This window comes from Arthrobacter sp. EpRS71, from assembly GCF_001512285.1.
Classification (GTDB): domain Bacteria; phylum Actinomycetota; class Actinomycetes; order Actinomycetales; family Micrococcaceae; genus Arthrobacter.
Genome location: NZ_LNUV01000001.1, coordinates 34,210 through 59,147, shown reverse-complemented (window position 1 = coordinate 59,147; position 24,938 = coordinate 34,210). Strand labels below are relative to the sequence as shown.

Here is a 24,938-nt window from a genome sequence, read left to right as displayed (position 1 = left end):
CAGGTGCCCTGCGCGTTGGGCACCCGGGGAGGCAGCTGCCCCTTAGAGCCCCGAACCCGAGGAGTCACGTGTCCACCAAAATCTCTAACTGGCCCGCAGCAACGCCCCTGTGGGTGGACCTGGGTGTCGACGACCTCAACGCGGCGCAGGCCTTCTACTCGGATCTATTCGGCTGGAAGTTCGTATCCGGCGGTCAAGGCTCCGGGGATTACCTCTTGGCGCATGTCGGTGGGCGTGCCGTTGCCGGGCTGGGCCCCAAACAGGATCCGGGCATGCCCACCGTCTGGACCACATTCCTGGCTTCGGATGACGTCGATGTCACCGCCAAGAAGATCAGCGCGGCCGGCGGAGAGCTGCTTGCCCCTCCCTTCGACGTCATGGAATCCGGGCGATTGGCGTTGGCAACTGACAGCGTGGGCGCAACCTTCGGCGTGTGGCAGGCAGGCACCCATATCGGCGCGGAACGCGTCAATGAGCACGGCGCGCTGTGCTGGAACGAGCTCCACACCCGCCACTACGCCTCAGCGCGAGCCTTCTATGCGGAGGTCTTCGATGTCAGCTACCAGGACACCACTGAAGAAGGCCTGGTCTACTCCACCATCCGCAGACCACTGGACGGCCGCGAGGTGGGCGGTATCCATCACGACACCGACCTCTCAGAGCACACGCCCGGCCACTGGATGACGTGGTTCGCCAGCGACTACGTGAACGGCACTGCCACGCGGGCGTTGGAGCTTGGCGCCACCCACCTGAGGCCAGTTGCTGAAAGTCCGATGGGACGCATGGCACTTGTCCAGGCCCCGCAAGGCGAAATTTTCGGCATCATCGACGCACCCCGCGCCAACGAGTAGTGGGGAACACCAGGCAAAGCGTCAGGCTACAGCCGGATCCAAGGCCTCGGCGATGACCTCGTGCGCATGCGCAGCGGCCAAGGGTGATGCCAGGCGATGAACCGCTTGGAACGTCCTGCGCACCGCAGGACCATGCCACTCGGGCGGAAGGTAATCGGCAGGCAGATTCGGGTCCCGGTAGGGGAACCGCCGCCACATGGTGAGCATCGGAATGTAGTAACGGAACGCATCACGCCGCAGCTCTTCCGTGGACTCTGCCAAAGCAACATCAGGATCGTCACCAACCCGTTCAGTCCACTGCTGCCCGGCGTCCCTGTACAGCTCGAGGAACTCGGTGAACTGCTCATCGAGTTCCTTGAGGTCCCACCACTCGGAGATTTTGGGTCTCATGGGGCCGTCAAAAACGTAATCACTGCGGAACAGGTCCACGAACTCGATCAGTCCGCTCGCTGTCAGCAGTTCCCGTGCTTGCTCCAGCTTATGTGCCGGCGCAATCCAGACACCGCTGGCCACCGAACCAAATCCTAATCCGGACAGGGCGGAACGCAACTGGTGCCTGCGGTTACGCATCGATTCCGGCACGGAAAACACCGCAAGCACCCACGTGTCCACAGGTGCAGGTTGTTCCGGGGCGAAAATCCTCCGGTCGCCTTCGCGGAAAACATCGCTGACAGACTCGGAAATCTTGTACTTGGCGATGCCGCCCTCACGGACGCTCTTCAGCACCCCCTTGGCTTTGAGCCTGGACACTGACGACCTCACGCCGGGGGCGTCATAACCCAGTGAACCCAGCATGGAAATCAGCGCGGAAACCGGCAAAGCATCGCCCACGTTCCGGCCGTAGAGGCCGAAGATTGTGACGAGCAGCTGCTGGTGGCGTACTGGGGGTGCCGGGACGGCAAACATCGAAAGGGTCCTCATTTCCGCGCCGCACATCAGGCGCCAGTCCAGTTCATCATAGGTGCGGTGATGCTTCCGCTCAGATTGCTTCACATGCCCATAGTCGGCCCTGATCAACGGATCATGCGTGATGTCTCAGGCGCTCGATGTTCTTCTGGAGACTGCCCGGCTGGCCGCGCCATAGTAAGCATGCTTACTATAGGAGCACGCTGATTCGAGGCCATCACTGCCTCGGAAGGTACTTTCCGTATCAACGATAGGAAGCACATCATGGCAGGGAATCTCGTAGCCCGCTCCATTCACGACCTCACCGCCGCCGCATGGTTCGGCGGCTCACTGATGGGCGCCATTGGACTTAACGGTGCCGCCGCAGAGGCCAAAGATCCCACCGAGCGCACGCGCCTTTCAAGCAAGGGCTGGGGCAAATGGGCCCCCGTTCAGACCGCAGCTTTTGCAGGACACCTGGCTGCGGACCTGGCCATCGCTTGGGAGAACAAGGGCCGGATCGCCAAGCAGGACAGCGTCGCCTCAAACACCATCTACAAAACCGTGGTGACTCTGGCCGGAGCAGCCGTGACCCTATACGCAGGTGTAGTGGGCAAGAAGGTGGACGAGCTTTCCGAGGAAGGCGCCGAAGGAGCCACGGAACCCCGCGCGAGCGCTTCGGATGAACTAAAGTCAGCCCAAACCCAGCTGAAAGCACTCCAGTGGGCCATCCCGGCCTTCGCAGCTTGGGTAATCATCCTTGGCGCCAAGCACGGCGAGATGCAGCGCCCCAAGAACATCCTCAAGGGCCTGCGCTAACCACCCCCTACGCCGAGACAGCAGCCAACCCACCTCAAGCTTCAACGGTGGTGTTGGCTGCCGTCCAGCGCGCTCAGGAACCCCGCGCAGCCTCGACAGCCCGGACCAGATGCTCCGGCCAGGGCTGCGCCGAGGTAGTGCCGTAGGGGACGTGCACCGTGGTGACCGTCCCGTACGCGGCTACCTCACCGGCGTCGGACATCACCTCAAAGGCGAGCGTCAGCGAGGTTCGGCCAAGCGCGTGGATCCTCACCGTGGCGGTGATGCGCTGGCCGAACCACAGCTTGGCCTTGTAATTGATGACTTGCTGCACCCGCGGGGCGCTGGGGAAATAGTCCGGCAGCTCCAGCTTTCGGAACAGCTCGGCCTCGGCAGCCTCAACCCAGCGCAGGATGGCCGAGTTGTGCTGGTGTCCGGAGGCGTCGGTGTCCACCCATTCCACCGTTCGCTCGACGCACGCCTCCGGAAACCTGTCCATGATTGCTCCTATCGGGCGCTGACGGTGGCGTCGTCGGGGTCGACGTCGACGGCGGCAACCGGCCCCTCAGGCTGTGGCTTGGGAATCATCGCCACAGCACCGGCCGCCAGTACCGCGATGCCAGCAAAGATGGCGAAGTTGGCCTCAAAGGGCAGCTTGGAACCTGCGATCCAACCACCGATCAACGGTCCGGAAATGGCACCCAGTCGGGCGAAGCTCAACGCCCAGCCCGTTGCCGTGCCACGGACCTTGGCCGGGTAGTAGTCGGCAATGTAGCCGGTCAGGACCAGCGATGTGGAAATGGAACCGATCCCGGCGAAGGCCACGAACAACAGGTTCACCACCATGGTGTTGGGGAAGACCAGGAGCATGATGCCCAGGCCGCCCAGGATGTAGAACACCACCAGGATGAGCTTCTTGCCGTACTTGTCCGCCGCCCGGCCAAGGAGCAAGCCACCAATGGCCGAGGCAAGGCTGAAGACCAGGAGGAACGTCAGGGACGAGCCCAGGTCATAGCCGGCCTTCTTCATGATGCTCGGCAACCAGGTGTTCAATCCGTAAACCAGCAGGAGGCCCAGGAACAGGGAGATCCAGAAGAAGACGGTGGAGCGCAAGTACTTCATGGAGAACATGGTGGTGATGGTCTTCCACCACGGATCAGCCACCTGCGCACCTGAGGGGGCAACGGCAACCACTGGCCGGTAGTCGGTGATCTGCAGCTTGGCGGCCAAGGTCTTGGCCTCTGACTTCCGGCCCTTTGACTCCAGGAATTCCAAGGATTCAGGCAGGAACTTCCAGATGATCGGAATCAGGACCACTGGTGCGGCGCCGATGGCGATCACTGCCCGCCAACCACCCATGGGCAGGACAAACAGGGCTGCCAGTGCTGCGGCCACAATACCCAGCGAGTAGCCGGAGTACATCAGGCCGTAGTTGTAGGAGCGCTTGTTCGGCGCCGAGTATTCAATGGTCAGGGCCGCTGCCACCGGAATGACACCGCCCATGCCCAGCCCGCCAATGAGCCGGAACAGGCCGAAGAGTTCCGGCGTCGGAGCCCACGCAGCCCCAGCCTGGGTGAGGGTGAAGATCGCCATGGAGGCCAAGAGCATCTTTTTGCGGCCCACGAGGTCACTGAGGGTGCCTATGAAAAGGGCGCCGATAAGCATGCCGATCAAGGCATATGATCCCAGACCGCCGAGTGCCAGCGGGCTAAGGTTCCATTCCTTGTACTCGGCAAGCGCCGGAAGGATGGCCCCAAGGACGCCGACGTCGTAGCCTTCGGCGAGGATCGCGAGCCAGCAGCAGAACAACACCAGGCCGGTGGTCTTCTTGGGCACGTTCCAGTTATTGACTGGTGCGGTGGCCATGGCTACTTCACCAAAACCGATGCGGCGGCGGACTCGGGAGTCCAACGAAGGTGGGTGTTGACCTCGTCAAGGTCCGCTTCCTTCAGCAAGGACAGACGGGGACGAACGGCGTCAGTGCGTGAGCTCGGTGGCTTGCGGCGACCCGCACGGAACTGCGGGATCCACTGGGCACCGGGGCCTTGATATTCCTGTTCAGCGGCGGCGTGCAGCGTCCACTGGGGGTCGTAAAGGTGCGTGCGGCCCAGAGCGATCAGGTCCGCGCGGCCTGCGAGGAGGATGGAGTTCACGTCGTCGTACGTGGAGATGGCGCCGACGGCGATGACAGCCACGCCTGCCGGTGCGGCAACTTCCTGGCGGATGCGGTCGGCGAACGGCGTCTGGTAGCTGCGGCCGAAAGCGGGCTTCTCTTCCTTGGCCACCTGTCCGGTGGAAACATCCAAGCCGGCAGCACCGTGCTCAACAAAGGCCGCGGCGATGGCCACAGAATCGTCGGAAGTGTTGCCGCCCTCGATCCAGTCGGTGGCGGAGATGCGCACAGTCACAGGCTTCTCGGCAGGCCAGGCCGCGCGAACGGCGTCGAACACTTCCAACGGGAACCGCAGCCGGTTCTCCAAGCTGCCGCCGTATTCGTCGGTCCGCTTGTTGGACACCGGTGACAGGAAGGAGGACAGCAGGTAGCCGTGCGCGGCGTGGATCTCCAGGAGATCGAAGCCTGCCGCCTCGGCACGAACCGTCGAAGCGACGAACTCCGCCTTGATGGCGTCCATGCCCGCGCGGTCAAGCTCTACGGGGGTCTGGTTCTCCGCGCTGTACGGCAGGGCCGACGGGCCGACGGCGGTCCAGTTGCCGGACTCGAGGGGCTGGTCGATGCCTTCCCACATGAGTTTGGTGGAGCCCTTGCGGCCCGAGTGGCCCAGTTGGGCACCGATCTTGGCGGTGGAACGGCTGTGGACGAAGTCCACGATTTCCTTCCAGCTGTCACGCTGCTCATCCGTGTACAGGCCACTGCAGCCGGGCGTGATGCGGCCGGCTTCGGAAACGCAGACCATTTCGGTCATCACCAAGCCGGCACCGCCGAGAGCCTTGGAACCCAGGTGGACCTTGTGGAAGTCACCAGGAACACCATCAGTGGCCGAGTACATGTCCATCGGGGAAACCACAATGCGGTTCTTCAGCTCCAGCCCACCAATGCGGAAGGGCTGGAACATGGCCGGCGCCACCTCGCTGAGACCCTGGGATTCAGCAAAGTCGCGGTCCACGGCATCGGCGAACTCAGGATCGCGGAGGCGCAGGTTTTCCTGGGTGATGCGGCGGCTGCGGGTCAGCAGGTTGAACGCGAACTGGGTGGGATCCTGGTCCTTGTACTGGCCGATGCGCTCAAACCATTCCAAGGACGCCTGGGCTGCGCGCTGCGTGGATGCCACCACGGGCCGCCGCTCGGTCTCGTAGGCTTCCAGTGCGGCCTCGATGTCGGGGTGCTCGTGCAGGCAGGCTGCCAACGCCAGCGAGTCCTCCATGGCCAGTTTGGTGCCGGAGCCGATGGAGAAGTGTGCGGTGTGGGCGGCGTCACCCAGGAGCACAACATTGCCCTTGCGCCAGCTCTGGTTGCGGACCGTGGTGAAGTTGATCCACTTGGAGTTGTTGGTCAGGACGTCGTACCCGTCCAGCTCTTCGGCGAAAATTTCGCGGATTTTGGCGATGGATTTCTCGTCGGAAACGCCGGGAGGGAAGACCTCGTTGGCGGTTTCGTCAAAGCCCGCGGCGTGCCACACGTCCTGATGCATTTCCACGATGAACGTGGAGCCCTCATCCGAGTACGGGTAGCCGTGGATCTGCATGACGCCCCACTCGGTTTCCTTCACGAAGAACTTGAAGGCCTCAAACACCTGGTTGGTACCGAGCCACATGAACTTGTTGGTGCGGGGGTCCAGATCCGGCTGGAAGGCGTCTGCGTACTTGGCGCGGATCTGCGAGTTGATGCCGTCAGCTGCCAGCACAAGATCGTAGTTGGCTTCGAGTTCCTCGATGGCTGGGGCGAGGGTGCTGAATCGCACGTCCACGTTGAGTTCGATGCACCGGCGCTGCAGCAGTTCCAGCAATTCCTTACGGCTCATGGCCGCGAAGCCCTGGCCGCCCACGGTGATCATTTCACCACCGAAGTGGATGTCGATGTCCGACCAACGGGCGAAGCGGCGGCTCATGTATTCAGCCACCACAGGATCGGCGTTGCCGATTCCGCCCAGGGTCTCATCGGAAAATACGACGCCGAAACCAAAGGTGTCGCTGGCAGCGTTGCGTTCCCAGAGGGTGATGTCGTGGGACGGATCCAGCTGCTTCATCAATGCTGCGAAGTACAGGCCGCCCGGGCCGCCTCCAACGATTGCGATTTTCATGGTGTTGCTCCTTCTCAGGCCTGGCTCTGACCGGCAGGGGTAAGTTGTTCAGTGGTGGCTGCGCTCTGGGCCGCGTCCTTGAGGACACCGTCGCGCAGCTTGAAGTGCTGGAGTTTTCCGCTGGGATTGCGTGGGAGTTCGTGGACGAACCGTACGTCCCGCGGGTACTTGTAGGGGGCGATGGTCTGCTTGACGAAGTCCTGGATTTCCTTGCGCTTCCCGGCGTCTCCCTCGACGCCGTCGCGGAGGACCACAAACGCGCACACAATGCTGCCCCGCTCCTCATCCGGAATGCCGATGACCGCGTTCTCCACCACGTCCGGATGCTGGTCAATGGCGGTTTCCACCTCGGGGGCACCGATGTTGTAGCCGGAGGACACAATCATGTTGTCCGAGCGCGCCTGGTAGGTGAAGTACCCGTCCGCATCCATGGAGAAGGTATCGCCCGTGACGTTCCAACCACGGACCACGTAGTTGGCCTGCCGCGGATCGTCCAGGTAGCGGCAGCCGGTGGGACCAATGACGGCCAGCCGGCCTATGCTTCCCGGCCCCAGCTCATTGCCGTCGTCATCCAGGATGGTGGCCCGGTAGCCCGGAACCGCCCGTCCCGTGGCGCCCGGACGAATATCGTCACCGGCTGCCGAGATGAACACGTGCAGCATTTCGGTGGCGCCAATGCCGTTCACCAACTGCAAGCCCGTGGCCTCGTACACGGCCTCCCACGTTTCCTTGGACAGGTGCTCGCCTGCCGACACCGCAATGCGCAGACTCCGCAGCAGATCTCCGCGGTTTTCCTTGAGGATGGCCCGGTAGGCCGTGGGCGCGGTGAAGAGGATGCTGGCCCCGGCTTTGGAGGCGTGCTCGGCAAGTTCAACCGGTCCGGCCTTTTCCGTGAGCAGCGACGACGCTCCGAAACGCAGCGGGAACACCACCAGTCCACCGAGCCCGAACGTGAACGCCAGCGGAGGTGACCCCGCAAAGACGTCCTGAGCGGTGGGCTTCAGGATGTACCGGGCGAACGTGTCCGCGTTGGCCAGGATGTCCCGGTGGAAATGCATGGTCACCTTGGGCACACCCGTGGTGCCGGACGTCGGACCCAGCAGGGCAACATCGTCCGCGGCTGTGTCCACTGCCGTGAACTTCCCACTCTTATGCCCACAGCGGGACACGAGATCGCCGTCGTCGTCGAATCCGTTGCCGGCTCCGTACGTGAGGACCTTTACCGTCGAGCCAGCGACGTCGTCCCCGGCCGCGATCGCGAGCTCGTCCACAAAGCGGTGATCCGAGATAGCCACCACCGGCTTGGTGAGCTGAATCAGGGTGGATACCTCTGTGGAGCGCAGCATGGGCATGGTGGTGACCACCACGGCTCCCGCCTTCAGGACACCCAGCCAAGCCGCGACGATCCACGGGTTGTTGGGGCCGCGCAGCAGGACACGGTTGCCGGGAACAACACCGAGGTCTTCGGTGAGGACCTGGGCCACCTGGTTGGAACGCGTCTGGAGCTGACCATAGGTCCAGACCGATCCGTCGGGGGTCCACAGGGCCGGCCGGTCGGCGCCGTACTGTTCCACAGCGTCGTCGATCAGGACCGCGGCCGCATTAAGCCGTTCCGGGTAATGGAGTTCGGGGAGGGTGAATTCAAGCGCGGGCCAGGTATCGGCGGGCGGCAAGTGGTGGCGGGTGAACGTGTCCACGTGGGCCGATGGCATCATGCTCATGGCCGTTCCTTTCAGTGGTGCGTCGTTGAAGCGGACGGATGGTTGGGGGTTGAAGCTGTTCAGGCGCCGGCCCGGATCATGCCCTCTTGGGCAACCGTGGCCAGCAGCCTTCCTTGTTGATCGAAGAAGCGGCCCATGGCCAGTCCGCGGTTGCTCTGGCCGGAGATGGCGTCCTGCGCGTACAGGACCCACTCATCTGCGCGGCCGTCCCGGTGGAACCACATGGAGTGATCCAGGGATGCGGTGGCAAGGCCCGGGCTGGACCAGTTGAGGCCGTTGACCCGGAGCAAGGGCTCCAGGATGGTGTAGTCGCACACGTAAGCCAGTGCTGCGCGGTGGAGGTCGGCGCCGTCGGGTAATGCGTCGAAGGCCTTGACCCAAATGGCTTGCTGCGGAACAGCCCCGCCCTCAAGCTCGATGTATACCGGTCCGGGAATATGCCGCATATCGAAACTACGACCCGTGGACCAGTACTCCGCGGCCTGACCGTCCACACCATCCAGCGCTTCCGCTGCTGTCCGCAGCGATTCAGGCCCGACGGCGGCCGGGGCCTGGGGCTGGAAGTCCGGGCCCTCTTCGGGAACCTGGAATGAACCCATGGCGGCATAGACGGGCTTTCCGTTCTGGAAACCGCGGACTGTCCTGGTGGAGTATCCGCGCCCATCGCGCAGACGTTCCACCTCGTACCGAACGCTGGAACCGATGTCCACCGGGCGCATGAAGTAACTGTGCATCGAGTGGAGTTGCCTGTCAGCACCCACCGAGCGCATCATCGCAGCCGCAGCCTGCGCCACCATGTCTCCACCGTAAGCCTTGGGCCACGGCACGTACTGAGTGGTTGCTTCATAGGCTTCGTCGAAGACCTGCGGCTCCGTTTCCGTGAGCTCGACAGCCCGGAGGAAGGTCTCTGAGGTCAGGGTTCCAGTGATCATAGCTTAGACCCGGCGGTAGTCGGCGAGGGTTTCGTCGGCTACGTCCTCAAGGTTCACCACGAGGTTCTCCGGCGTCCGCGCGGTCAACCAGACCAGTTCCTCGGTGATTGACATGTTGGCTTCCACGTGCGGCATGAACGGCGGCACGAACACCCAGTCGCCGGCTTTCATGTCGATGAACTCCGAGTAGTTTTCTCCGAAGTAGATCCTGCCGTGGCCGCGGAGCACGTAGCCGCCGGTCTCAGCCTCGCCGTGGTGGTGCGGGAGCGAGCGGTAGCCGGGGGTGTTGGATACCTGGCCGAACCAGATCTTGGTTGCCGGGGTGTGCTGGATGCTGACGCCGGAGACGCGGATGCAGTCCCCCGACTGTGCGGTGTTGGTGTCCTCGGCGCCGGCCCGGGTAACAACCGGTACTACCTTGCCGTCAGCCTGGGCATAAATGGAGTTGTCGCCTTCGAGGCGGTATTCGGTGGTGGTCTGGCTCATGGGATTTCTCCTTTGTTGTTAGACGGTTGCTTCAGCGTGTGCGTGGATCCGGAACTGGTTTTCCAACCGGCCGATTCCATCGATTTCGGTGACCAGGGTGTCGCCGTCCGCCAGGAAGCGCGGCGGGGTCATCCCCATGCCCACTCCCCCGGGCGTTCCGGTGAGCACAAGGTCACCGGGACGGAGGATGGTGAATTGTGAAATGTACGAAAGCAGCTGTGCGGGGCCGAAAACCAGCGTGCTGGTGTTGCCGTCCTGCACCAATTCCCCGTTGACATAGCCGCGAACCTGGAAATGCTCGCCGGCTTCGTCCGCTGTGACCAGCACAGGCCCTACCGGCGTGCTCCGGTCCCAGGCCTTACCTTGGAACCACTGCAGCGTCCGGTTCTGCCAATCACGCATGGAAACGTCGTTGGCTACGGTGTACCCGGCGATTGCCTCGCGCGCTTGGTCCTCGTCAGCGTGAAACAGTTCAGAACCCACGACGACGGCCAGCTCGGCTTCCCAGTCGACGCGGACGCTGCCCGTGACCTCCACGGGATCGTTGGCCCCCATCAGCGTGTCTGCGTACTTGGCAAACAGGGTGGGGTACTCCGGAAGATCCCGGCCCATTTCCTGGATGTGGTCCCCGTAGTTGAGGCCGCAGCAGATGACTTTGCCGGCATTGGGGAGCAGCGGGGCGAAATCAGCGTCGGCGGCTGCAACGATGGTCTGCTCCTTTGACGCTGCAGCCTCTTCAACAACGTTCCGCCAGTCCGGCCGAGCCAGGAGCGCGCCGACATCATTGGCGGGCAGGGTGAGGTAAGTGTCGGCGCCCGTGGCGAGTGCCGCCGTCGTTCCTCCATTGGCCGTGCGCAGGGTGGCGAGTTTCATTGCGGGTTCCCTTCGAGATTTGTGATGTGTCGACTTTTTTACGATCGTCACATATGCTCAACGTAGCACGGCAGAAATGATCTGCACAGAGGCTTTCCAAAAGTTTTTGCAGTTGCCACAACGAGGAGGAACAGCATGAGCCACACAACGATCAACCCGGAATCGCTGCCCAAACCATCGGGTTTCGCGCACGGCATCCTGGCCGGCAACACCGTTTTCCTGGGCGGGCAGACGGCTTTGGACAAGAACATGAACATTGTTCCCGGCGGCATCGTGGAACAGTTCACGCAGGCGTTCTCCAACGTGATCACCACCCTGCGCGAGGCCGGCGGGCAGCCTGAAGACCTGGTGAACGTGACCATCTACCTGACCGATGTGGATGACTACATGGCCAACGGCCGCGAAATCGGGCGCATCTGGCGTGAGATGGCGGGATCCCAGTACCCGGCCATGGCGGGCATCGGCGTCACGCGGCTGTGGCAGAAAGAGGCCCTGATCGAAATCCAGGGCATCGCGGTGATCCCGGAGCGCTAAACCTCTGGCCGATATAGGCGCAGGTGGTGAACCATGTCCCTATGGGAACCGTCACCGAATACCTGGAAAGCGTCACGGAGGGCAACCGCATCATTCTCGAAAGGATTGTGGGGATTGCCCGCGAGCTCGCGCCCGATGCCGAAGAAGGCGTCAGCTACGGCATGCCCGCGCTGCTGGTTGATGGCAAGGGCTTCCTGAGCGTGCTCGAAACCAAGAAACACTTGGCCCTGTACCCGTTCAGCGGGCAGATCCTGCCGGAAATGTCGGAGGAGCTCGGCGGCTATTCGTGGTCGCCGGGGACGCTGCGGTTTTCCGCGGACAACCCCGTGCCGGACTCCCTGGTGCGCCGGATCCTGGAAACCAGGTTGGCAGCAATCCGGAAGTAATCAGTGCTTCGCGGACACGTCCTGAGAAATGGCGTTGGCCGTAGCCACCACTTCGGTGCGGACTGAATCCAAGTACGCGTCCGGGTCCGGCTGGGACGCGACCGCCTGGGCCTGGAGGGACACGTTGATCGCAGCCACATTGTCGCCGTTGTTTCGGTTCCACACCGGGGCTGCGATGGACATGAGGCCGATTTCCAGCTCCTGGTCCAGCAGGCACCAGCCTTGCGCACGGACATGCTCGACGGCGGCCCTCAAGTCGGAGGCGCTGGCGACGGTTCGCGGCGTGAGCGGGGTGAGTTCCGCCGTCGAGAGGTACGCCTCAAGCTTGGCCTGCGGCAACCCGGCGAGCAGGACGCGACCCATGGACGTGGCGTAAGCCGGGAAGCGGGTGCCCACCGTAATCCCGACGTTCATGATTCGGCGCGTGGCAACGCGGGCCACGTAGAAAATGTCAGGCCCGTCCAGAACCGCGGCGGAGGTGGACTCCCCCAATTTCAGGCTCAGCTGCTCCAGGTGCGGCTGTGCCAACTGCGGTAAAGACAGCGCCGAAAGGTATGAGTACCCGAGCTGCAGCACCTTTGCCGTGAGCGCGAAGGTTTTGCCGTCGGTGCGGACGTAGCCGAGCTCAACCAGGGTGTGCAGGAACCTCCTGGCCGTGGCGCGCGTCAGGTCCGTGCGGGCAGCGACTTCGCTGAGTGTCATCACGGGGTTGTTCGCGTCGAACGCCCGGATCACGGCGAGCCCACGGGCCAGCGACTGGACATACTGGTCGCTTGCCTGCGGGGCTACTGCGGATTCGCTCATGGTTACCAATCCTAGGGTGCGTAGAGGACCCAACGTTGCGGGGCCTACTCTGCGCCCTAAACTCGCGAAATAGCGCGCAGAGCGGGCCTCACAACGCAGGGGCCGGAACTTGCGGGGCCTACTCTGCCTTCTTCAAGGGCAGCGGCACGAGTTCCTGAATCTCCTCGAAGGTGCAGCCGAAAGTCTCGCGCACTGTAACGCCATGGGGACCGGTGAGGAACACAGCCTTGTCCGTGTACACGCGGGTCACGCAGCCCACGCCGGTGAGCGGGTACGTGCACTGTTCCACGAGCTTGGATACGCCCTCGCGCGTCAGGAGTGTCATCATCACGAACACGTCTTTGGCGCCGGTGGCCAGGTCCATGGCCCCGCCGACGGCCGGGATCGCGTCCGGGGCTCCCGTGTGCCAGTTGGCGAGGTCACCGGTGGCGGAGACTTGGAAGGCGCCGAGGACGCAGATGTCCAAGTGCCCGCCGCGCATGATCGCGAACGAGTCGGCGTGGTGGAAATACGAGGCCCCGGGCAGCTCGGTGACGGGGATCTTGCCGGCGTTGATGAGGTCGCCGTCGATGTCGTCGCCCTCAGCCGCCGGGCCCATGCCGAGCATCCCGTTCTCCGTGTGGAGCGTGATGTTTTGTTCCTCGGTGAGGTAATTGGACACGAGGGTGGGCTGGCCGATGCCCAGGTTCACGAACGAGCCGGGTGCGATATCCCGGGCCACCAACTGCGCGAGCTCGTCGCGGCCCAGCGGCTTCTCGGACGTCTGGATGCTTGTCTGGGTGCTCATGATCACGCCACCTTCTCTGTGCTGGTGCCGACTCCGCCGCCGGCAGAGCCGACGCGGACCACGCTGTTGACATAGATACCGGGTGTCACCACGTTTTCCGGATCCAGGGAACCCGTGGGCACGATCTCCGAGACCTGCACGATGGTGTGCTTGGCCGCTGCAGCCATGATGGGGCCGAAGTTCCGGGCGGTCTTTCGGTAGACGAGGTTGCCCTTGCCGTCAGCCTTGAGTGCCTTGATCAAGGCGACGTCGGCGTGGATCGGCGTTTCGAACACCTGCCACTTGCCGTCCAAGAACCTGCTTTCCTTGCCCTCAGCCAAGGTGGTGCCATAGCCGGTCGGCGTGAAGAAACCCCCAATGCCGGCGCCAGCGGCACGGATGCGCTCGGCCAGGTTGCCTTGCGGAACCAGTTCCAGCTCAATCTCGCCGGCGTGATACTTGGCGTCGAAGTGCCAGGAATCGGACTGCCGCGGGAAGGAACAGATCATCTTGCGGACCCGGCCTTCCTTGATCAGCAACGCCAGGCCTTGGTCGCCTTGGCCAGCGTTGTTGTTGACCACGGTCAGGTCCTTCGCGCCGCAATCCATGAGGGCGTCGATCAGTTCGAACGGCTGCCCGGCGTTGCCGAAGCCTCCGATCATCACCGTGGACCCATCCTTGATGCCGGCGACAGCCTCGCCCACAGTGTCAATAAATTTCAGCATGATTCATACCCTTCTATGCCGACGCGCCGGCAGTGACGTTTTCGAGCACTACCGCCAGGCCTTGTCCCACGCCGATGCAGATCGCCGCGACACCCCAACGCTGACCGGAAGCCTGCAGGGAGCGGGCCAGCGTGCCCAGGATCCGCGTACCGGAGGCACCGAGCGGGTGGCCCATCGCGATCGCGCCACCGTGCTGGTTCACGATTGCGGGGTCGATCCCCCACGCGTCAACGCACGCCAGCGATTGCGCGGCGAACGCTTCGTTAAGTTCGACGGCGCCCACCTGGTCCCAGCCAATGCCCGCCTTCGCGAGGGCCTTGTTCGCGGCCTCCACCGGGGCGAAACCGAAGAACTGGGGATCATTGCCATGCGCACCCCGGCCAGCGATACGGGCCAACGGCTCCAGGCCAAGAATGGAAGACGCAGCCTCGGAACCGATCCACGCCGCCGAAGCACCATCAGACAAAGGCGAGGCATTCCCGGCGGTGACCGTACCGCCGTCGGGCCCGTCAGACTCAGGACGGAACACGGTCTTCAACCCGGCAAGCTTCTCCGCCGAAGAACCGGCACGGATGCCCTCATCCCGGACAAGATCGGTCCCCGGAACCTGAGACACAAGGTTGTCGTAGAAGCCTTCGTTCCACGCAGCATCGGCCAAGTTGTGCGAGTCCGCCGCAAAAGCATCCTGCCGCTCCCGGGTGATCCCGTACTTCTCGCGCAGCCGTTCGGTGGCCTCGCCCAAGGAAATGGTCCAGTCCTTGTTCATGGCAGGGTTCACCAAACGCCAACCCAGCGTGGTGGAGGCCAGGGTCATGTCACCAGCCGGGTAGGGCTTGGACGTCTTGGGCAGCACCCACGGCGCGCGGGACATGGACTCGGCCCCGCCCACCAGCATCAACTCAGCGTCGCCGGCATTGATCTGCCGCGAAGCGATGATCGCCGCATCCAACGAGGACCCGCAGAGCCGGTTCACGCTGGTACCGGGAATGGAAACCGGCAGGCCAGCCAGGAGCGTAGCCATGCGGGCCACGTTGCGGTTTTCCTCGCCAGCACCATTGGCGTTGCCGAACACCACCTCGTCAATCCGCTCCGGATCAAGCCCCGGAGCACGCCTGACGGACTCACGGACCACGTGCGCGGCAAGGTCATCCGGGCGAACAGCGGCAAGACCGGAGCCGAACTTGCCAAAGGGCGTGCGCACGGCGTCGTACACAAAAGCCTGATTCATGGGTTTTCTCTTTCTCTTGCCCAACTAGGTAGCAATTCAGGCCGTTCTCAGCGTTCAGAACGACCTGAAGTGCGACCTAGTTGGGTTCGGATGCGTCAATGTCGGCGAATATTTTTTGGGCCGTCTTGAAGGCCGAGTTGGCCGACGGCACACTGCAATAGATGGCGGTCTGCAGCAGGATTTCCTTGATCTCGTCCCTGCTCAGGCCGTTGTTGAGGGCTGCCCGGACGTGCATGGCCAGCTCCTCCCAGTGACCATGCGCCACCAGTGCGGTGAGGGTGACGGCGGACCGCATCTGCCGGCTCAGGCCGGGTCGCGTCCAGATGCCACCCCAGGCGATCCTGGTGATCATGTCCTGGTAGTCCTCGGTGAAGGAATCCTTACCTGCGTTGGCCCGGTCCACGTGCGCGTCGCCGAGCACTTCGCGGCGAACCACCATGCCGGCGTCGTAAATGTCCTGGGCGGTAGCGTCAGGCTGGACGGCGCCGTTACGTTCGGCATCGCCGGAAATAGTACTCACAGTCCGTTCTCCTTCATGAAAGTGCGCATCAGCTCTGCCACATCGGCCGGTGCTTCTGCAGGTGCCAGGTGCGCGACGCCGTCGAGCGTTTCCACCACGGCAGACCCTCCACCGGCCCTGATCCCGTCCGCCACAGATTCGGCCATCGACGGCGGCGCTACTGAATCCTCGACGCCGGCAATCACCTGGGTGGGGACAGTGATGCTGCCCAGCTGCTCGCGGACGTCGAAAGCGGCGAGGGCTTCGCAGCAGAACGAGTAGCCAAAGCGGTCTGCGTCTCGGAGGGCGTGCAGGAGGCGGCTGCTGATGTCCGGCTGGCGGTCCATGAAGCCCGGCCCAAACCAGCGCTCCGCGGAGCCCTGGATCATCACAGGCGTGCCAAGTTTGCGGACGGTCTCCGCACGCTCCAGCCAGCCTTCGGGGGTGCCGAGCTTGGCGCCGCTGCACTGGACGGACAGGCTGCGGAGCCGGTCGCCGTGCTTGATGCCGAGCTGCAGGCCCGTGGCCCCGCCCAGCGAAACACCGGCGTAGTGGAACCTCACGCCGGGGGCAACCGAATCAACAAGATCGACGACGGCGTCAGCCAGTTCCGCGACGTCGAAACCTTCCGTGGTGGTCGGCGAGATGCCGTGGCCGGGGAGGTCCCACCCGATGACGTCGTACTCGTCGCCGAGGAGCGCCGCCGTTTCAGTCCACAGCACAGTGGACGTGCCCAGCGACGGGCCCACTACCAAGAGCGGTTTGGCTCCGAGTTCGCGCTGCGGGGAGAGCAGCACGGCCTTGACAGTTGGCTTAGCCACGTGTGGCTCCTTTCGAGGTTCCTGCATAATCCGGGTAGGCGGCAAGGATGCGGCGGCTGATCTCCGATGCCTCGCCGAGGTAGCTTGCGGGGTCCAGGAGAGCTTCGAGTTCGGCGTCTGACAGCTTGTCCACAGGCACGGCTTCACGCAGAAGCTTGGTGTAGATCCGGGACTGCTCGGCGGCGGGCGCCTTCAGGGTTTCGTCGACGACGCCCTGCAGCTTCTGCTTTCCGTCCTCGCCCAAGAGAGGCGCGACGGCGGCCTGCACACCTTCGCTGAGCAGCAGCGGACCCGAGATCCCGAGGTTCCGGCGCATGGCGTCGGGGAAGACCCGGAGGCCTTCGGTGAGCTCCCTCAGCTGGTTAGCTGCGCCCAAAGCAAGGGCGAGCAGCTGGCGCAGGGCCGGCCATTCACTGTGCCAGGCACCGTCGGGGCGCTCGTCGTTGAAGGTTGCTGCGGCAAGATGCAGTTGCGCGGCAAGACCAGGAGCCTGCAACGCTGCGCTTCGGATGAGCACGGACAGGACTGGGTTCTGTTTCTGCGGCATGGCCGAGGAAACACCGCGTCCGGCAGCCAGCGGTTCGCCAAGTTCGCCCACTTCCGGGCGACTCAAGAACAGCAGGTCCGCAGCGATCTTGCCGAAGGAATCGATGAGGGCGGCGAGCCCGTCGCCGAGGGCTGTGACCGCGAGGCGGTTGGTGTGCCACGGCGCCGGAACAGGTGCGAGGCCCAGCTCGGCAGCCAAGGAATCCGCAAGGGTAAACGGCGTGGAGTCCGTTCCAGCGGTGAGCTTCGTGCTTGAGGCCAACGTCCCGCCGGCCCCGCCGAACTGCACCGGCACTTCAAGGGATTCCAACCGGGCACCCGCAGCGGCCACGCCCTGGAACCACTGCGCAGCCTTGAGCCCGAACGTGTACGGAAGCGCGTGCTGGGTCAGGCTCCTGCCCACGCACAGCGTGTCCGTATGCTGCTCCGCCAAGGTGGCGAGCGCCGTCGTCGTGCGCTTTACGTCAAGCAGGACCGCGGAGGCCGTGCGATGCGCCAGCAGCATCAGCGAGGTGTCCAAGACATCCTGGCTGGTCAGCGTGGCGTGAACCGCCTTGCTGGCACCGATTCCGGAGGTGTCCAGCTCCCGGACGCGGGCGCGGAGGTCGCCGAGCAAGGGGATCACCGGGTTGCCGCCACCCTGGGCGCGTTCCGCAACTGAGGCGGCGTCATAGTACTCGACGGAGGCGGCTTCGGCCACCACAGCCGCGGATCCGGCAGGGACAAGCCCCGCACCCTCAAGGACGGCAGCCCAGGAGGCTTCGACGTCGAGGATCGCCGCGAGCAGGGCACGGTCGCCTGTCAGCGCTGCCACAGCGGGCGACGCCGAGACGGGGCTAAGGAGGCCGAAGTCGCCGTCGGTCATGCCCGGGTTTCCCCTTCAGAATGGTCCGCGTTGACGCTGGTTTCCAGCGAGCCGTCCTGCTGGAAGTCCAAGAACACGGTCTCGTCGCCGCCCTGCAGGCGGATGTCCCAGGTGAGGCCACCGTCGGGATCGCGGCGGGCGATCAGCGTTTTGCGGCGCTCCGGGTCGAGGGAGCTCAGCAGCGGATCGTTCGCCAGCGCTTCCTCGTTTTCGGGAAGGTACACGCGGGTGAACAGGCGGTTCATGAGGCCGCGGGCAAAGACGGCCACGGAGATGAACGCGGCGGCGCCGGGAGCCGTAGGGCCGGGGTTGACCGTAGTGAACGTGTACACGCCGGAGTTGCCTACGGAACCGCGGCCCCAGCCGGTAAATGTGTAGCCGTCACGGACCAGGGAGCCGGTGCGCTGGACGATCTTGCCTTCAGAATCCGGCTGCCAGATTTCCAGGATGGCGTCCGGGATAGCGTTCCCCGCGCCGTCATACACCGTGCCTTGGAGGCGGATGCTGCCGGGGCTGCCCGGAGCCAGGAGTTCGTTGTCCTTATTAAAGGGGAGGGCGTAGCCGTAGAAGGGGCCAACAGTCTGACCCGGTGTGGGTGCCAGCTTGCTCATGCGCTTACTCCTCGTCCCCGGCGTCGCCGTATGCTTCGTTCTCTGTCCAGGTGCGCTTTGAACCGGTCAGGATGATGTCCCACTTGTAGCCGAGCGCCCACTCGGGGCTCGTCAGCTCGTGATCGTACTGTGCCACGAGGCGGTCGCGGGCGTCCTGGTCCACGATCGACTGGTAGATGGGGTCCAACGGGAAGAGCTGGTCGCCCGGGAAGTACATCTGGGTGACGATGCGCTGGGTGAACTCCGAGCCGAACATGGAGAAGTGGATGTGCGCCGGACGCCAGGCGTTCAGGTGGTTCTTCCACGGGTACGCGCCGGGCTTGATGGTGGTGAAGCTGTACGAGCCGTCGTCACCGGTGATGCAGCGGCCAACGCCGGTGAAGTTCGGATCCAGCGGCGCCGGGTGCTGATCGCGTTTGTGGATGTAGCGGCCGGAGGCGTTGGCCTGCCAGATCTCCACGAGCTGACCCGCAACAGGCCTGCCGTCGCCATCGAGGACGCGGCCGGCCACGATGATGCGTTCGCCCTGGGGCTCACCGTTGTGCTGGATGGTCAGGTCCGATTCCAGCGCGTGCACGTCCTGGTGGCCGAAGGCGGGCGAGTAGAGCTCGATGGTCTCCGGGTCCGCGTGGTGCAGGTTTTTGGTGGGGTGGCGGAGGATGCTGCTCCTGTACGGCGAGTAATCCAGGCGCGGCATCGTCTCCGGCGCACGGCCGTTGTTCAGTGCCTCGGCGTAGCGATCACCCATGGCTTTGATCTCAGCACTGAGATCCGCCTGGGTTTCCACCTTCTTGGACTCGTGTGCGGCATGCGGCTCAGCTGGCGGCACGAGTTCCTCTGATACGAGCGCCTGTGCTGTCTGTTCCTGTGGCACGGCCGGCTCCTTTCGGTTGACGGTTCTTGTGGTCTATGGGCGGCTGCGGTGGGTTTACACCCGGTGGAGCGAGTCGTATTGGACGGCGTGGCGCACTGGGGCGTTGGGCGCCCCGTAGCCGTCGTAGTTGCCCCGGCGCTCCACCATTTCGAAGAACACACTGCCCACAGTGGCCGTGTAGAAGTGGAGGAATTCGCCGTTGGCGTCCCGGTCATACAGGAGGTTGAGATCCTTGAGGGTGGCCAGGAAGCCGGGTTCAAGATCGAACCGGGCGTCCAGGTCCTCGTAGTAGTTGGCCGGAATCTGCAGGAACTCGAGGCCGCGATCACGTGCGGACCGGGCAGTTGCCACGAGGTCGTCCACGGCGAACGCGATGTGTTCCTGGTACGTTTTGCGGGCTTTTTCTTGTGCCTGCTGGGCCGGAGCCAGGTTCAGGACCAGCCTGACCGCCTTGTTGCTGGTCTGCATCACCTGCGAGCGCACGAGTCCGCTGGGGCTGGGGACCTCCGCGAACGGCTGGGGTTCCAAGGCCAAAGCACTGGTGTAGAAGAGGACGGCTTCGTCAAAGTGCTGCCACGGCTGGGCCAGGTTCACGTGGTCAATGACTGCGTTCTGTGCGCTGGGGGCATGTTCCAGGCCCTCGCCGAACTCGTGCGTCCACGCCGCCGTCCCGTCCGGGCTGCCCTGGCACAGGAAGATCTCGGTGGAGTCCGGGGCGGAGATGCCTTGGAAGACTTCCTCGTCGGCCTGGACCTTGCGGGCAACCACTGGCGCCTTGAGTTGCTGGGCGCGAGCGGAGGCAATCACTGGAGAGTCGACGTCGAACCCCAAAGCGGCGATAGCCGGCTCCAAGTGCGAGGCCGCTTGTTCGTTGATGATCACGCGGGCCTGGCCCATGGTCCAGAGCTGGACGTCCTTGGTGCGGTGGCGGCCTTCGAACCCGAAGCCGAGCTGGCCAAGGAGCTTCTCCAGTTGCGCGGTGTCGTCGGCCTTGACCTCGGCGAAGTTGAAGCCGGCGGGCTCGTTCACCTTGGGCAGCGTGGCCAGTTCCATGGGATAACGACGGCGGCCCGCGGCTTTGTTGTCCGGCGCATCTGCTCCGGAGGCATGGGCGAGCCACTTGGCGCTCTGCTCCTCCAGCCAGATGAGTGAACGCATGGCGTCCACGGCGGTGCGCTCGGTGTCCGACTGGCGGAAGACGTCATTGAAGACTTCCAACGAGACAGGCCCGGTGTACCCGGCGCGGACAACGTGTCCCATGAACTTGGCGAGTTCGAACTGTCCCTCACCCGGGAAAACCCGGTAGTGGCGGCTCCAGGACAGCACGTCCATGGAGAGTTTGGGGGCGTCGGCAACCTGGACGAAGAAGATTTTCTCCGCGTTGATTTGCTCGATCGGTGCGGTGTCCCAGTCGCGGGACAGGATGTGGAACGAATCCAAGCAGGTGCCGAGGTTGGGGTGGTCCACCATGTCAACCAGGCGGTAGGCGTGCTCGTAGTCGTTGACGTATTTGCCCCACGCCAGGGCTTCGTAGGCAACCTTGACGCCGTGTGCTCCCGCCAACTCTGCCAATTCCGCGAGCTGCTCGGCCCTGAGATCGTCGTCATCAATCGTGGCTGTCGCCACGTTGGAGCAGACCAGGATGGTATCCATGCCCAAGCGTGACATGAGCTTGAACTTGGCCTCGGCCCGCTTGAGGTTGGCCTTGAGCAGTTCCGGGGTGACGCCGTCGAAATCCCGGAAAGGCTGGTAGAGGTCCAGGCCGAGGCCGAGGTCGGCGGCCATTGTCCGGACTTCTTCCGGGCTGTGCGGGGACGTCACGAGGTCCTGCTCAAAGATCTCGATGCCGTCGAAGCCCGCGATGGCGCAGGCCTGCATCTTTTCCTTCAGCGTGCCGGACAGGCAGACAGTGGCGATACCGGTGCGCATCAGTGGCCCGCCTTCGTCAGCTCGGGGGCTGCAGCTTGGGCGTCTTCCACCGCGATCAGCTCAAGGAAGTGCGCCCGCATTCGCTCGCGGTCTGCCTCGCGACCTGTGATGAGTTGGAAAGCGTCGGCCGCCTGGCCAACTGCCATCCGCCCGCCGTCGAGGACGTCGCATCCCTTGGCCCGCGCCTCGCGGACCAGCCGCGTTTCGATGGGGCGGTACACGATGTCCGCCACCCAATGCCGAGGTTCCAGCAGCTCCATGTCCAGCGGCAGGCCCGGGTGCGCTGCCATGCCGATGGGAGTGCAGTGCACCAGGCCGTCGGCGAGGGGCATGATCTGCGGGAGTTCGTCCGTGCTGCGCGGCGTGACCGTGGCAGCCGGGAAGAGTTCACCCAGTTCGGCGGCACGTTCCGCGGCCCGGGCCGGGTCCATGTCCACCAGGTCCAGCGTGCTGACGCCGGCTTTGAGGAGCGCATAGGCGACGGCGGAACCGGCGCCGCCCGCTCCCAACTGGACCACACGGTCGAGTTGAGCCTCGGGGAGGCCGTCGGCGAGCGCCGAGCCGAAGCCGGAGAAGTCTGTGTTGTGGCCGATCAGCCGACCGTCCCGGATCAGGACCGTATTCACGGCACCCAGGCGCGCGGCGTCGTCGGAAATTTCGTCAAGGTGCTCAAGGACCAACTGCTTGCACGGGTGCGTGATGTTCAGGCCGTTGAAGCCCATGCGCTGGGCTGCGGTGAGGAGATCCCCGACGGCGGCGGCCGGCAACTGCAGTTCCAGAAGATCGATGGGGCGGTACAGCAAGCGAAGGCCCTGGACGTCAGCTTCGCGTTCATGCATGGGCGGTGTAAGCGAGGGCATGACGCCTTCGCCTATGAGGCCCACCAGAACGGACTCGGCTTGGTTGCTCATCCTAAAGCTCCTTTGACTTCAGCACCGCGGCGTGGGGGCATTCGCTGGGAGTGCCGCCTGACCGGGTGTTCTTTAGATTACTACAAGTGTTCATATTCCGCACGCTTGTTCTTATCGCGAACATTTAGCGAATGCCCAGGTGCTTCGAGGTGCTTTGCGGGGCCCGCTCTGCGTGGAATTCCGGGCATATGGGACGCAAATCGGGCCTCACAACGGGCGTCAGCGCTGGGGCAGGCGGGCCGCGAGTTCAGCTGCGGCCTCCTGCAGGGTGGGGACGTGCGCAATGAGTTCCTCCATGGTGAGCCGGAAGACCGGCACGGCCGTGGCGAGGGATGCGAAAGCGTGGCCCTGGGAGTTCAGTACGGGCACGGCGACGGCGCGCATGCCCACCTCGTTCTCCTCATCCATGACGGCATACCCCTGCCGGCGCACTTGCTCGATTTCTTCGCGGAACTTGTCGCGATCGGTGATCGAGTGCTCGGTCAGCGGATCCAGGGGGAGCTCCTCAAGGAGGCGCTTCCGCTCAACCTCCTCCTCGAACGCCACAATCGCCTTGCCTACGGATGTGGTGTGCAGCGCGCCCAGATGGCCGGGATCGCTGGTGACGCGGAAGGTCTTGGGTCCGTCCACCTTGTTGACCGTGAGGTGATGGTTGCCGTCGCGGACAGACAGGATGGTGGCTTCATGTGTCCGCTCCGTGACGCGCTGGAGGACAGGCAGCGCAGTTGCCGCGAAACCGTGATGGTTGGAGACGCGCTGACCGAGCTGGAAGACGCGCAATCCCAGGTGATACCGGCGCCCATCCGGCTCGTAGTCCACAAAACCATCGCGGGTCAGGGAGCCCAGCAGCCTGTACGTCGTGCTGAATGGGAGGCTGGCACTCCTGGCCAGATCAGCCGCACTCGCACCCCGCGGTTCATTGCCCAGAAGTACCAGCAGGCTTAGGGCTTTGCCGACCATGTCGGTCTTTGTGTCCTCTTTCACACTCATACCTCGATGCTCTCACATAGTGAGAGCTATTTCTAGATGGTGGTGACATCTCTTGACAAGTGACCCCACTCACAGCCACTATTGCTGTATTGCACAAGTAGCTCTCACCATGCGGTTACTTGTTCAGGGATCGACCGGCCGCACCATGCTTGGGTCTCCCCACAGAAGCCAGATCCGCGACACCGTCGTCACAGAAGGAACACCCATGAGCCAAACAATGCCGTCAGCGACGCCAGGCACTGAAACCACCGCCGGAACTCCCAAGAAAGCCGCGCTAGCCAGCTTCCTGGGCAGCGCGGTCGAGTACTACGACTTCTTCATCTTCGGTTCCGCTGCGGCCCTGATCTTCCCCCACGTCTTCTTCCCCTCCGCCGACGCCAACGCGGCCATCATGTCCTTCGCAACCTTCGGCTTTGCCTATGTTGCCCGGCCCGTGGGTGCCGTCATCCTGGGTCACTTCGGCGACCGCATCGGCCGGCAAAAGGTCCTCATGTTCACACTGGTCCTGATGGGTGCCGCCACGTTCGTCATCGGCTGCCTCCCGGACTTCAAGACCATCGGCTGGTGGGCGCCCATCCTGCTGGTACTTGCCCGCCTTTGCCAAGGACTTTCCGCGGCCGGCGAGCAAGCAGGCGCTTCCTCCATGACCCTTGAGCACGCCCCGGACAACCGCCGCTCCTTCTTCACCTCCTGGACCCTTACCGGTACCCAGGGTGGCCAAATCCTTGCGGCACTGGTGTTCATCCCCGTCGTGGCGCTGCCGGACGAGATCAAGTACGGCATCGGCTGGCGCATTCCGTTCTGGCTCAGCGCAGTGGTTGTCCTGGTGGCCTTCTTCATCCGCCGCACCCTCCACGAGCCCCCGGCCTTCGCGGAAGCCAAGAAGAACAATGAGATCTCCAAGCTGCCCGTCGCCGATCTCCTGCGACTGCACTGGCGCGATGTTCTCCGCGTAGTCTGCTGCGCCTTCATCGCCGCGGTCAGCACCGTCTTTGGAACCTTGGCCATCAAGTACGCCCAGGATGTTGCCGGCGTCAACAGCACCATCACGCTCTGGCTGGTGGTCGCAGCAAACGTTGTTGCCTTGGGAACCCAGCCCCTGTTCGGCATGCTCTCGGACAAGATCGGCCGCAAACCCGTGTTCATCTACGGAGCCTTGTCCAGCGCCATCATGACCCCGGTGTTCCTGCTGACCCTCGAAGGCGGCAACGTGCCGCTGATGTTCGTGGTCTCAGTGGTGTTCTTCTCGTTCGGCTACGCCGCAGCCAACGCCGTATGGCCGTCCTTCTACGGTGAAATGTTCAGCACCAAAGTCCGTTTCTCCGGCTTGGCCATCGGTACGCAGCTCGGCTTCCTCATGGCAGGCTTTGCGCCGGCCATCGTGACGGCCCTGGGCGGCACGAAGCCCGGCGGATGGGTCCAGATCTCCATCTTCACCGCCGTGATCTGCGTGATCGCAGCTGTTTCAGCCATGACAGCCCGCGAATCAGCCAAGACACCCACTTCAGAACTCGGCATCCACAAGAAACACGCCTAAACCCCGACGCTCCTGCCCGGTTACCTGGCTTGGAGCACGGAAATGCCCGGCACATCTCCTGACGTGCCGGGCATTTCGCTGCCCACGGGCAAGGCCCAGCCGAAGCA

At 63.8% G+C, this 24,938-nt stretch carries 25 protein-coding genes; 5 read left to right on the top strand and 20 right to left on the bottom strand.

The features are described from left to right. The first annotated feature begins 68 nt into the window (after window positions 1–68). The gene (locus AR689_RS00295; RefSeq protein ID WP_197412769.1) at window positions 69–851 is read left to right on the top strand and encodes a VOC family protein; all 783 of its coding nucleotides are present in this window, start codon (window positions 69–71) and stop codon (window positions 849–851) included. Between the two features lie 21 nt (window positions 852–872). Here the strand turns inward: AR689_RS00295 and AR689_RS00290 are convergent, their stop codons facing one another. Continuing rightward, entirely contained in the window at window positions 873–1,757 is an 885-nt protein-coding gene (locus tag AR689_RS00290; protein ID WP_062066032.1) for a PaaX family transcriptional regulator, read from the bottom strand. Window positions 1,758–2,021: 264 nt separating this feature from the next. On the opposite strand from AR689_RS00290, the gene AR689_RS00285 reads away from it, so the two are divergent. Further along, a complete protein-coding gene (locus AR689_RS00285) occupies window positions 2,022–2,555 on the top strand; it encodes an ABC transporter permease family protein (protein ID WP_062065165.1) in 534 nt (177 codons plus the stop codon). A 73-nt stretch (window positions 2,556–2,628) separates the two neighbouring features. Here the strand turns inward: AR689_RS00285 and AR689_RS00280 are convergent, their stop codons facing one another. The 7 genes from AR689_RS00280 to AR689_RS00250 are packed head-to-tail and all read right to left on the bottom strand — an operon-like array spanning window position 2,629 to window position 10,805. After that, window positions 2,629–3,033, bottom strand: coding sequence for an acyl-CoA thioesterase (locus tag AR689_RS00280; protein ID WP_062065162.1), 405 nt, complete (start codon window positions 3,031–3,033; stop codon window positions 2,629–2,631). 8 nt (window positions 3,034–3,041) lie between these two features. Beyond that, window positions 3,042–4,400 carry an MFS transporter gene (locus AR689_RS00275; RefSeq protein WP_062066031.1) on the bottom strand — a complete coding sequence of 453 codons (1,359 nt, stop codon included), beginning with the start codon at window positions 4,398–4,400 and terminating at the stop codon, window positions 3,042–3,044. A 2-nt stretch (window positions 4,401–4,402) separates the two neighbouring features. After that, window positions 4,403–6,793 carry a bifunctional salicylyl-CoA 5-hydroxylase/oxidoreductase gene (locus AR689_RS00270; protein WP_062065159.1) on the bottom strand — a complete coding sequence of 797 codons (2,391 nt, stop codon included), beginning with the start codon at window positions 6,791–6,793 and terminating at the stop codon, window positions 4,403–4,405. A 14-nt stretch (window positions 6,794–6,807) separates the two neighbouring features. Then, on the bottom strand, window positions 6,808–8,514 hold the full coding sequence (locus AR689_RS00265) for an AMP-binding protein (protein ID WP_062065156.1): 1,707 nt from the start codon (window positions 8,512–8,514) through the stop codon (window positions 6,808–6,810). A 59-nt stretch (window positions 8,515–8,573) separates the two neighbouring features. Next, complete coding sequence (locus AR689_RS00260; RefSeq protein ID WP_062065153.1) at window positions 8,574–9,446, bottom strand: acyl-CoA thioesterase; 873 nt, start codon at window positions 9,444–9,446, stop codon at window positions 8,574–8,576. Window positions 9,447–9,449: 3 nt separating this feature from the next. Then, on the bottom strand, window positions 9,450–9,932 hold the full coding sequence (locus AR689_RS00255; RefSeq protein WP_062065150.1) for a cupin domain-containing protein: 483 nt from the start codon (window positions 9,930–9,932) through the stop codon (window positions 9,450–9,452). Between the two features lie 18 nt (window positions 9,933–9,950). Then, on the bottom strand, window positions 9,951–10,805 hold the full coding sequence (locus tag AR689_RS00250) for a fumarylacetoacetate hydrolase family protein (protein WP_062065146.1): 855 nt from the start codon (window positions 10,803–10,805) through the stop codon (window positions 9,951–9,953). A 135-nt stretch (window positions 10,806–10,940) separates the two neighbouring features. Here AR689_RS00250 and AR689_RS00245 point away from each other — a divergent pair, with 135 nt between their 5' ends. Together AR689_RS00245 and AR689_RS00240 are read left to right on the top strand one after the other, a co-directional pair. Next, window positions 10,941–11,339: a RidA family protein gene (locus AR689_RS00245; protein ID WP_024818696.1), complete on the top strand. Its 399-nt coding sequence runs from the start codon at window positions 10,941–10,943 to the stop codon at window positions 11,337–11,339. Between the two features lie 26 nt (window positions 11,340–11,365). After that, the gene (locus AR689_RS00240) at window positions 11,366–11,725 is read left to right on the top strand and encodes an iron chaperone (protein ID WP_231745378.1); all 360 of its coding nucleotides are present in this window, start codon (window positions 11,366–11,368) and stop codon (window positions 11,723–11,725) included. On the opposite strand, the gene AR689_RS00235 is transcribed toward AR689_RS00240, so the two are convergent. The 12 genes from AR689_RS00235 to AR689_RS00180 form a co-directional block, all read right to left on the bottom strand. Next, window positions 11,726–12,529: an IclR family transcriptional regulator domain-containing protein gene (locus tag AR689_RS00235; RefSeq protein WP_062065140.1), complete on the bottom strand. Its 804-nt coding sequence runs from the start codon at window positions 12,527–12,529 to the stop codon at window positions 11,726–11,728. 118 nt (window positions 12,530–12,647) lie between these two features. Continuing rightward, entirely contained in the window at window positions 12,648–13,316 is a 669-nt protein-coding gene (locus AR689_RS00230) for a 3-oxoacid CoA-transferase subunit B (protein WP_062066030.1), read from the bottom strand. Window positions 13,317–13,318: 2 nt separating this feature from the next. Then, complete coding sequence (locus AR689_RS00225) at window positions 13,319–14,020, bottom strand: 3-oxoacid CoA-transferase subunit A (protein ID WP_062065136.1); 702 nt, start codon at window positions 14,018–14,020, stop codon at window positions 13,319–13,321. A 13-nt stretch (window positions 14,021–14,033) separates the two neighbouring features. Next, window positions 14,034–15,248, bottom strand: a complete 1,215-nt coding sequence (locus tag AR689_RS00220) for a thiolase family protein (RefSeq protein ID WP_062065133.1) — start codon at window positions 15,246–15,248, stop codon at window positions 14,034–14,036. A gap of 76 nt (window positions 15,249–15,324) precedes the next feature. Next, the gene (pcaC, locus tag AR689_RS00215) at window positions 15,325–15,768 is read right to left on the bottom strand and encodes a 4-carboxymuconolactone decarboxylase (RefSeq protein WP_062065131.1); all 444 of its coding nucleotides are present in this window, start codon (window positions 15,766–15,768) and stop codon (window positions 15,325–15,327) included. Continuing rightward, complete coding sequence (locus AR689_RS00210; RefSeq protein ID WP_062065128.1) at window positions 15,765–16,568, bottom strand: alpha/beta fold hydrolase; 804 nt, start codon at window positions 16,566–16,568, stop codon at window positions 15,765–15,767. The genes pcaC and AR689_RS00210 overlap by 4 nt, the downstream gene beginning before the upstream one ends. Next, window positions 16,561–17,979, bottom strand: a complete 1,419-nt coding sequence (locus AR689_RS00205) for a lyase family protein (RefSeq protein WP_062065125.1) — start codon at window positions 17,977–17,979, stop codon at window positions 16,561–16,563. Before AR689_RS00205 ends, AR689_RS00210 begins: the two co-directional genes overlap by 8 nt. Then, window positions 17,976–18,590, bottom strand: coding sequence for a protocatechuate 3,4-dioxygenase subunit alpha (gene pcaG / locus AR689_RS00200; protein WP_062065121.1), 615 nt, complete (start codon window positions 18,588–18,590; stop codon window positions 17,976–17,978). Before pcaG ends, AR689_RS00205 begins: the two co-directional genes overlap by 4 nt. 4 nt (window positions 18,591–18,594) lie before the next feature. After that, entirely contained in the window at window positions 18,595–19,464 is an 870-nt protein-coding gene (pcaH, locus tag AR689_RS00195) for a protocatechuate 3,4-dioxygenase subunit beta (RefSeq protein ID WP_062065118.1), read from the bottom strand. 54 nt (window positions 19,465–19,518) lie between these two features. Next, the gene (locus tag AR689_RS00190; protein ID WP_062065115.1) at window positions 19,519–21,393 is read right to left on the bottom strand and encodes a bifunctional sugar phosphate isomerase/epimerase/4-hydroxyphenylpyruvate dioxygenase family protein; all 1,875 of its coding nucleotides are present in this window, start codon (window positions 21,391–21,393) and stop codon (window positions 19,519–19,521) included. Beyond that, a complete protein-coding gene (locus AR689_RS00185; RefSeq protein WP_062065112.1) occupies window positions 21,393–22,304 on the bottom strand; it encodes a shikimate dehydrogenase in 912 nt (303 codons plus the stop codon). Before AR689_RS00185 ends, AR689_RS00190 begins: the two co-directional genes overlap by 1 nt. 219 nt (window positions 22,305–22,523) lie before the next feature. Further along, complete coding sequence (locus AR689_RS00180; protein ID WP_062065109.1) at window positions 22,524–23,294, bottom strand: IclR family transcriptional regulator; 771 nt, start codon at window positions 23,292–23,294, stop codon at window positions 22,524–22,526. 205 nt (window positions 23,295–23,499) lie between these two features. Between AR689_RS00180 and AR689_RS00175 the strand changes: the two genes are divergently transcribed. Continuing rightward, the gene (locus tag AR689_RS00175; RefSeq protein WP_062065107.1) at window positions 23,500–24,831 is read left to right on the top strand and encodes an MFS transporter; all 1,332 of its coding nucleotides are present in this window, start codon (window positions 23,500–23,502) and stop codon (window positions 24,829–24,831) included. Window positions 24,832–24,938 lie beyond the last annotated feature (107 nt).

What these genes read in the sequence shown, in the direction of transcription:
- AR689_RS00290 (WP_062066032.1), bottom strand. Translation starts at nt 1,757, where the DNA reads ATGTTTGCCGTCCCGGCACCCCCAGTACGCCACCAGCAGCTGCTCGTC.
- AR689_RS00285 (WP_062065165.1), top strand. Translation starts at nt 2,022, where the DNA reads ATGGCAGGGAATCTCGTAGCCCGCTCCATTCACGACCTCACCGCCGCC.
- AR689_RS00280 (WP_062065162.1), bottom strand. Translation starts at nt 3,033, where the DNA reads ATGGACAGGTTTCCGGAGGCGTGCGTCGAGCGAACGGTGGAATGGGTG.
- AR689_RS00275 (WP_062066031.1), bottom strand. Translation starts at nt 4,400, where the DNA reads ATGGCCACCGCACCAGTCAATAACTGGAACGTGCCCAAGAAGACCACC.
- AR689_RS00270 (WP_062065159.1), bottom strand. Translation starts at nt 6,793, where the DNA reads ATGAAAATCGCAATCGTTGGAGGCGGCCCGGGCGGCCTGTACTTCGCA.
- AR689_RS00265 (WP_062065156.1), bottom strand. Translation starts at nt 8,514, where the DNA reads ATGAGCATGATGCCATCGGCCCACGTGGACACGTTCACCCGCCACCAC.
- AR689_RS00260 (WP_062065153.1), bottom strand. Translation starts at nt 9,446, where the DNA reads ATGATCACTGGAACCCTGACCTCAGAGACCTTCCTCCGGGCTGTCGAG.
- AR689_RS00255 (WP_062065150.1), bottom strand. Translation starts at nt 9,932, where the DNA reads ATGAGCCAGACCACCACCGAATACCGCCTCGAAGGCGACAACTCCATT.
- AR689_RS00250 (WP_062065146.1), bottom strand. Translation starts at nt 10,805, where the DNA reads ATGAAACTCGCCACCCTGCGCACGGCCAATGGAGGAACGACGGCGGCA.
- AR689_RS00245 (WP_024818696.1), top strand. Translation starts at nt 10,941, where the DNA reads ATGAGCCACACAACGATCAACCCGGAATCGCTGCCCAAACCATCGGGT.
- AR689_RS00235 (WP_062065140.1), bottom strand. Translation starts at nt 12,529, where the DNA reads ATGAGCGAATCCGCAGTAGCCCCGCAGGCAAGCGACCAGTATGTCCAG.
- AR689_RS00230 (WP_062066030.1), bottom strand. Translation starts at nt 13,316, where the DNA reads ATGAGCACCCAGACAAGCATCCAGACGTCCGAGAAGCCGCTGGGCCGC.
- AR689_RS00225 (WP_062065136.1), bottom strand. Translation starts at nt 14,020, where the DNA reads ATGCTGAAATTTATTGACACTGTGGGCGAGGCTGTCGCCGGCATCAAG.
- AR689_RS00220 (WP_062065133.1), bottom strand. Translation starts at nt 15,248, where the DNA reads ATGAATCAGGCTTTTGTGTACGACGCCGTGCGCACGCCCTTTGGCAAG.
- AR689_RS00205 (WP_062065125.1), bottom strand. Translation starts at nt 17,979, where the DNA reads ATGACCGACGGCGACTTCGGCCTCCTTAGCCCCGTCTCGGCGTCGCCC.
- pcaG (WP_062065121.1), bottom strand. Translation starts at nt 18,590, where the DNA reads ATGAGCAAGCTGGCACCCACACCGGGTCAGACTGTTGGCCCCTTCTAC.
- AR689_RS00190 (WP_062065115.1), bottom strand. Translation starts at nt 21,393, where the DNA reads ATGCGCACCGGTATCGCCACTGTCTGCCTGTCCGGCACGCTGAAGGAA.
- AR689_RS00185 (WP_062065112.1), bottom strand. Translation starts at nt 22,304, where the DNA reads ATGAGCAACCAAGCCGAGTCCGTTCTGGTGGGCCTCATAGGCGAAGGC.
- AR689_RS00180 (WP_062065109.1), bottom strand. Translation starts at nt 23,294, where the DNA reads ATGAGTGTGAAAGAGGACACAAAGACCGACATGGTCGGCAAAGCCCTA.
- AR689_RS00175 (WP_062065107.1), top strand. Translation starts at nt 23,500, where the DNA reads ATGAGCCAAACAATGCCGTCAGCGACGCCAGGCACTGAAACCACCGCC.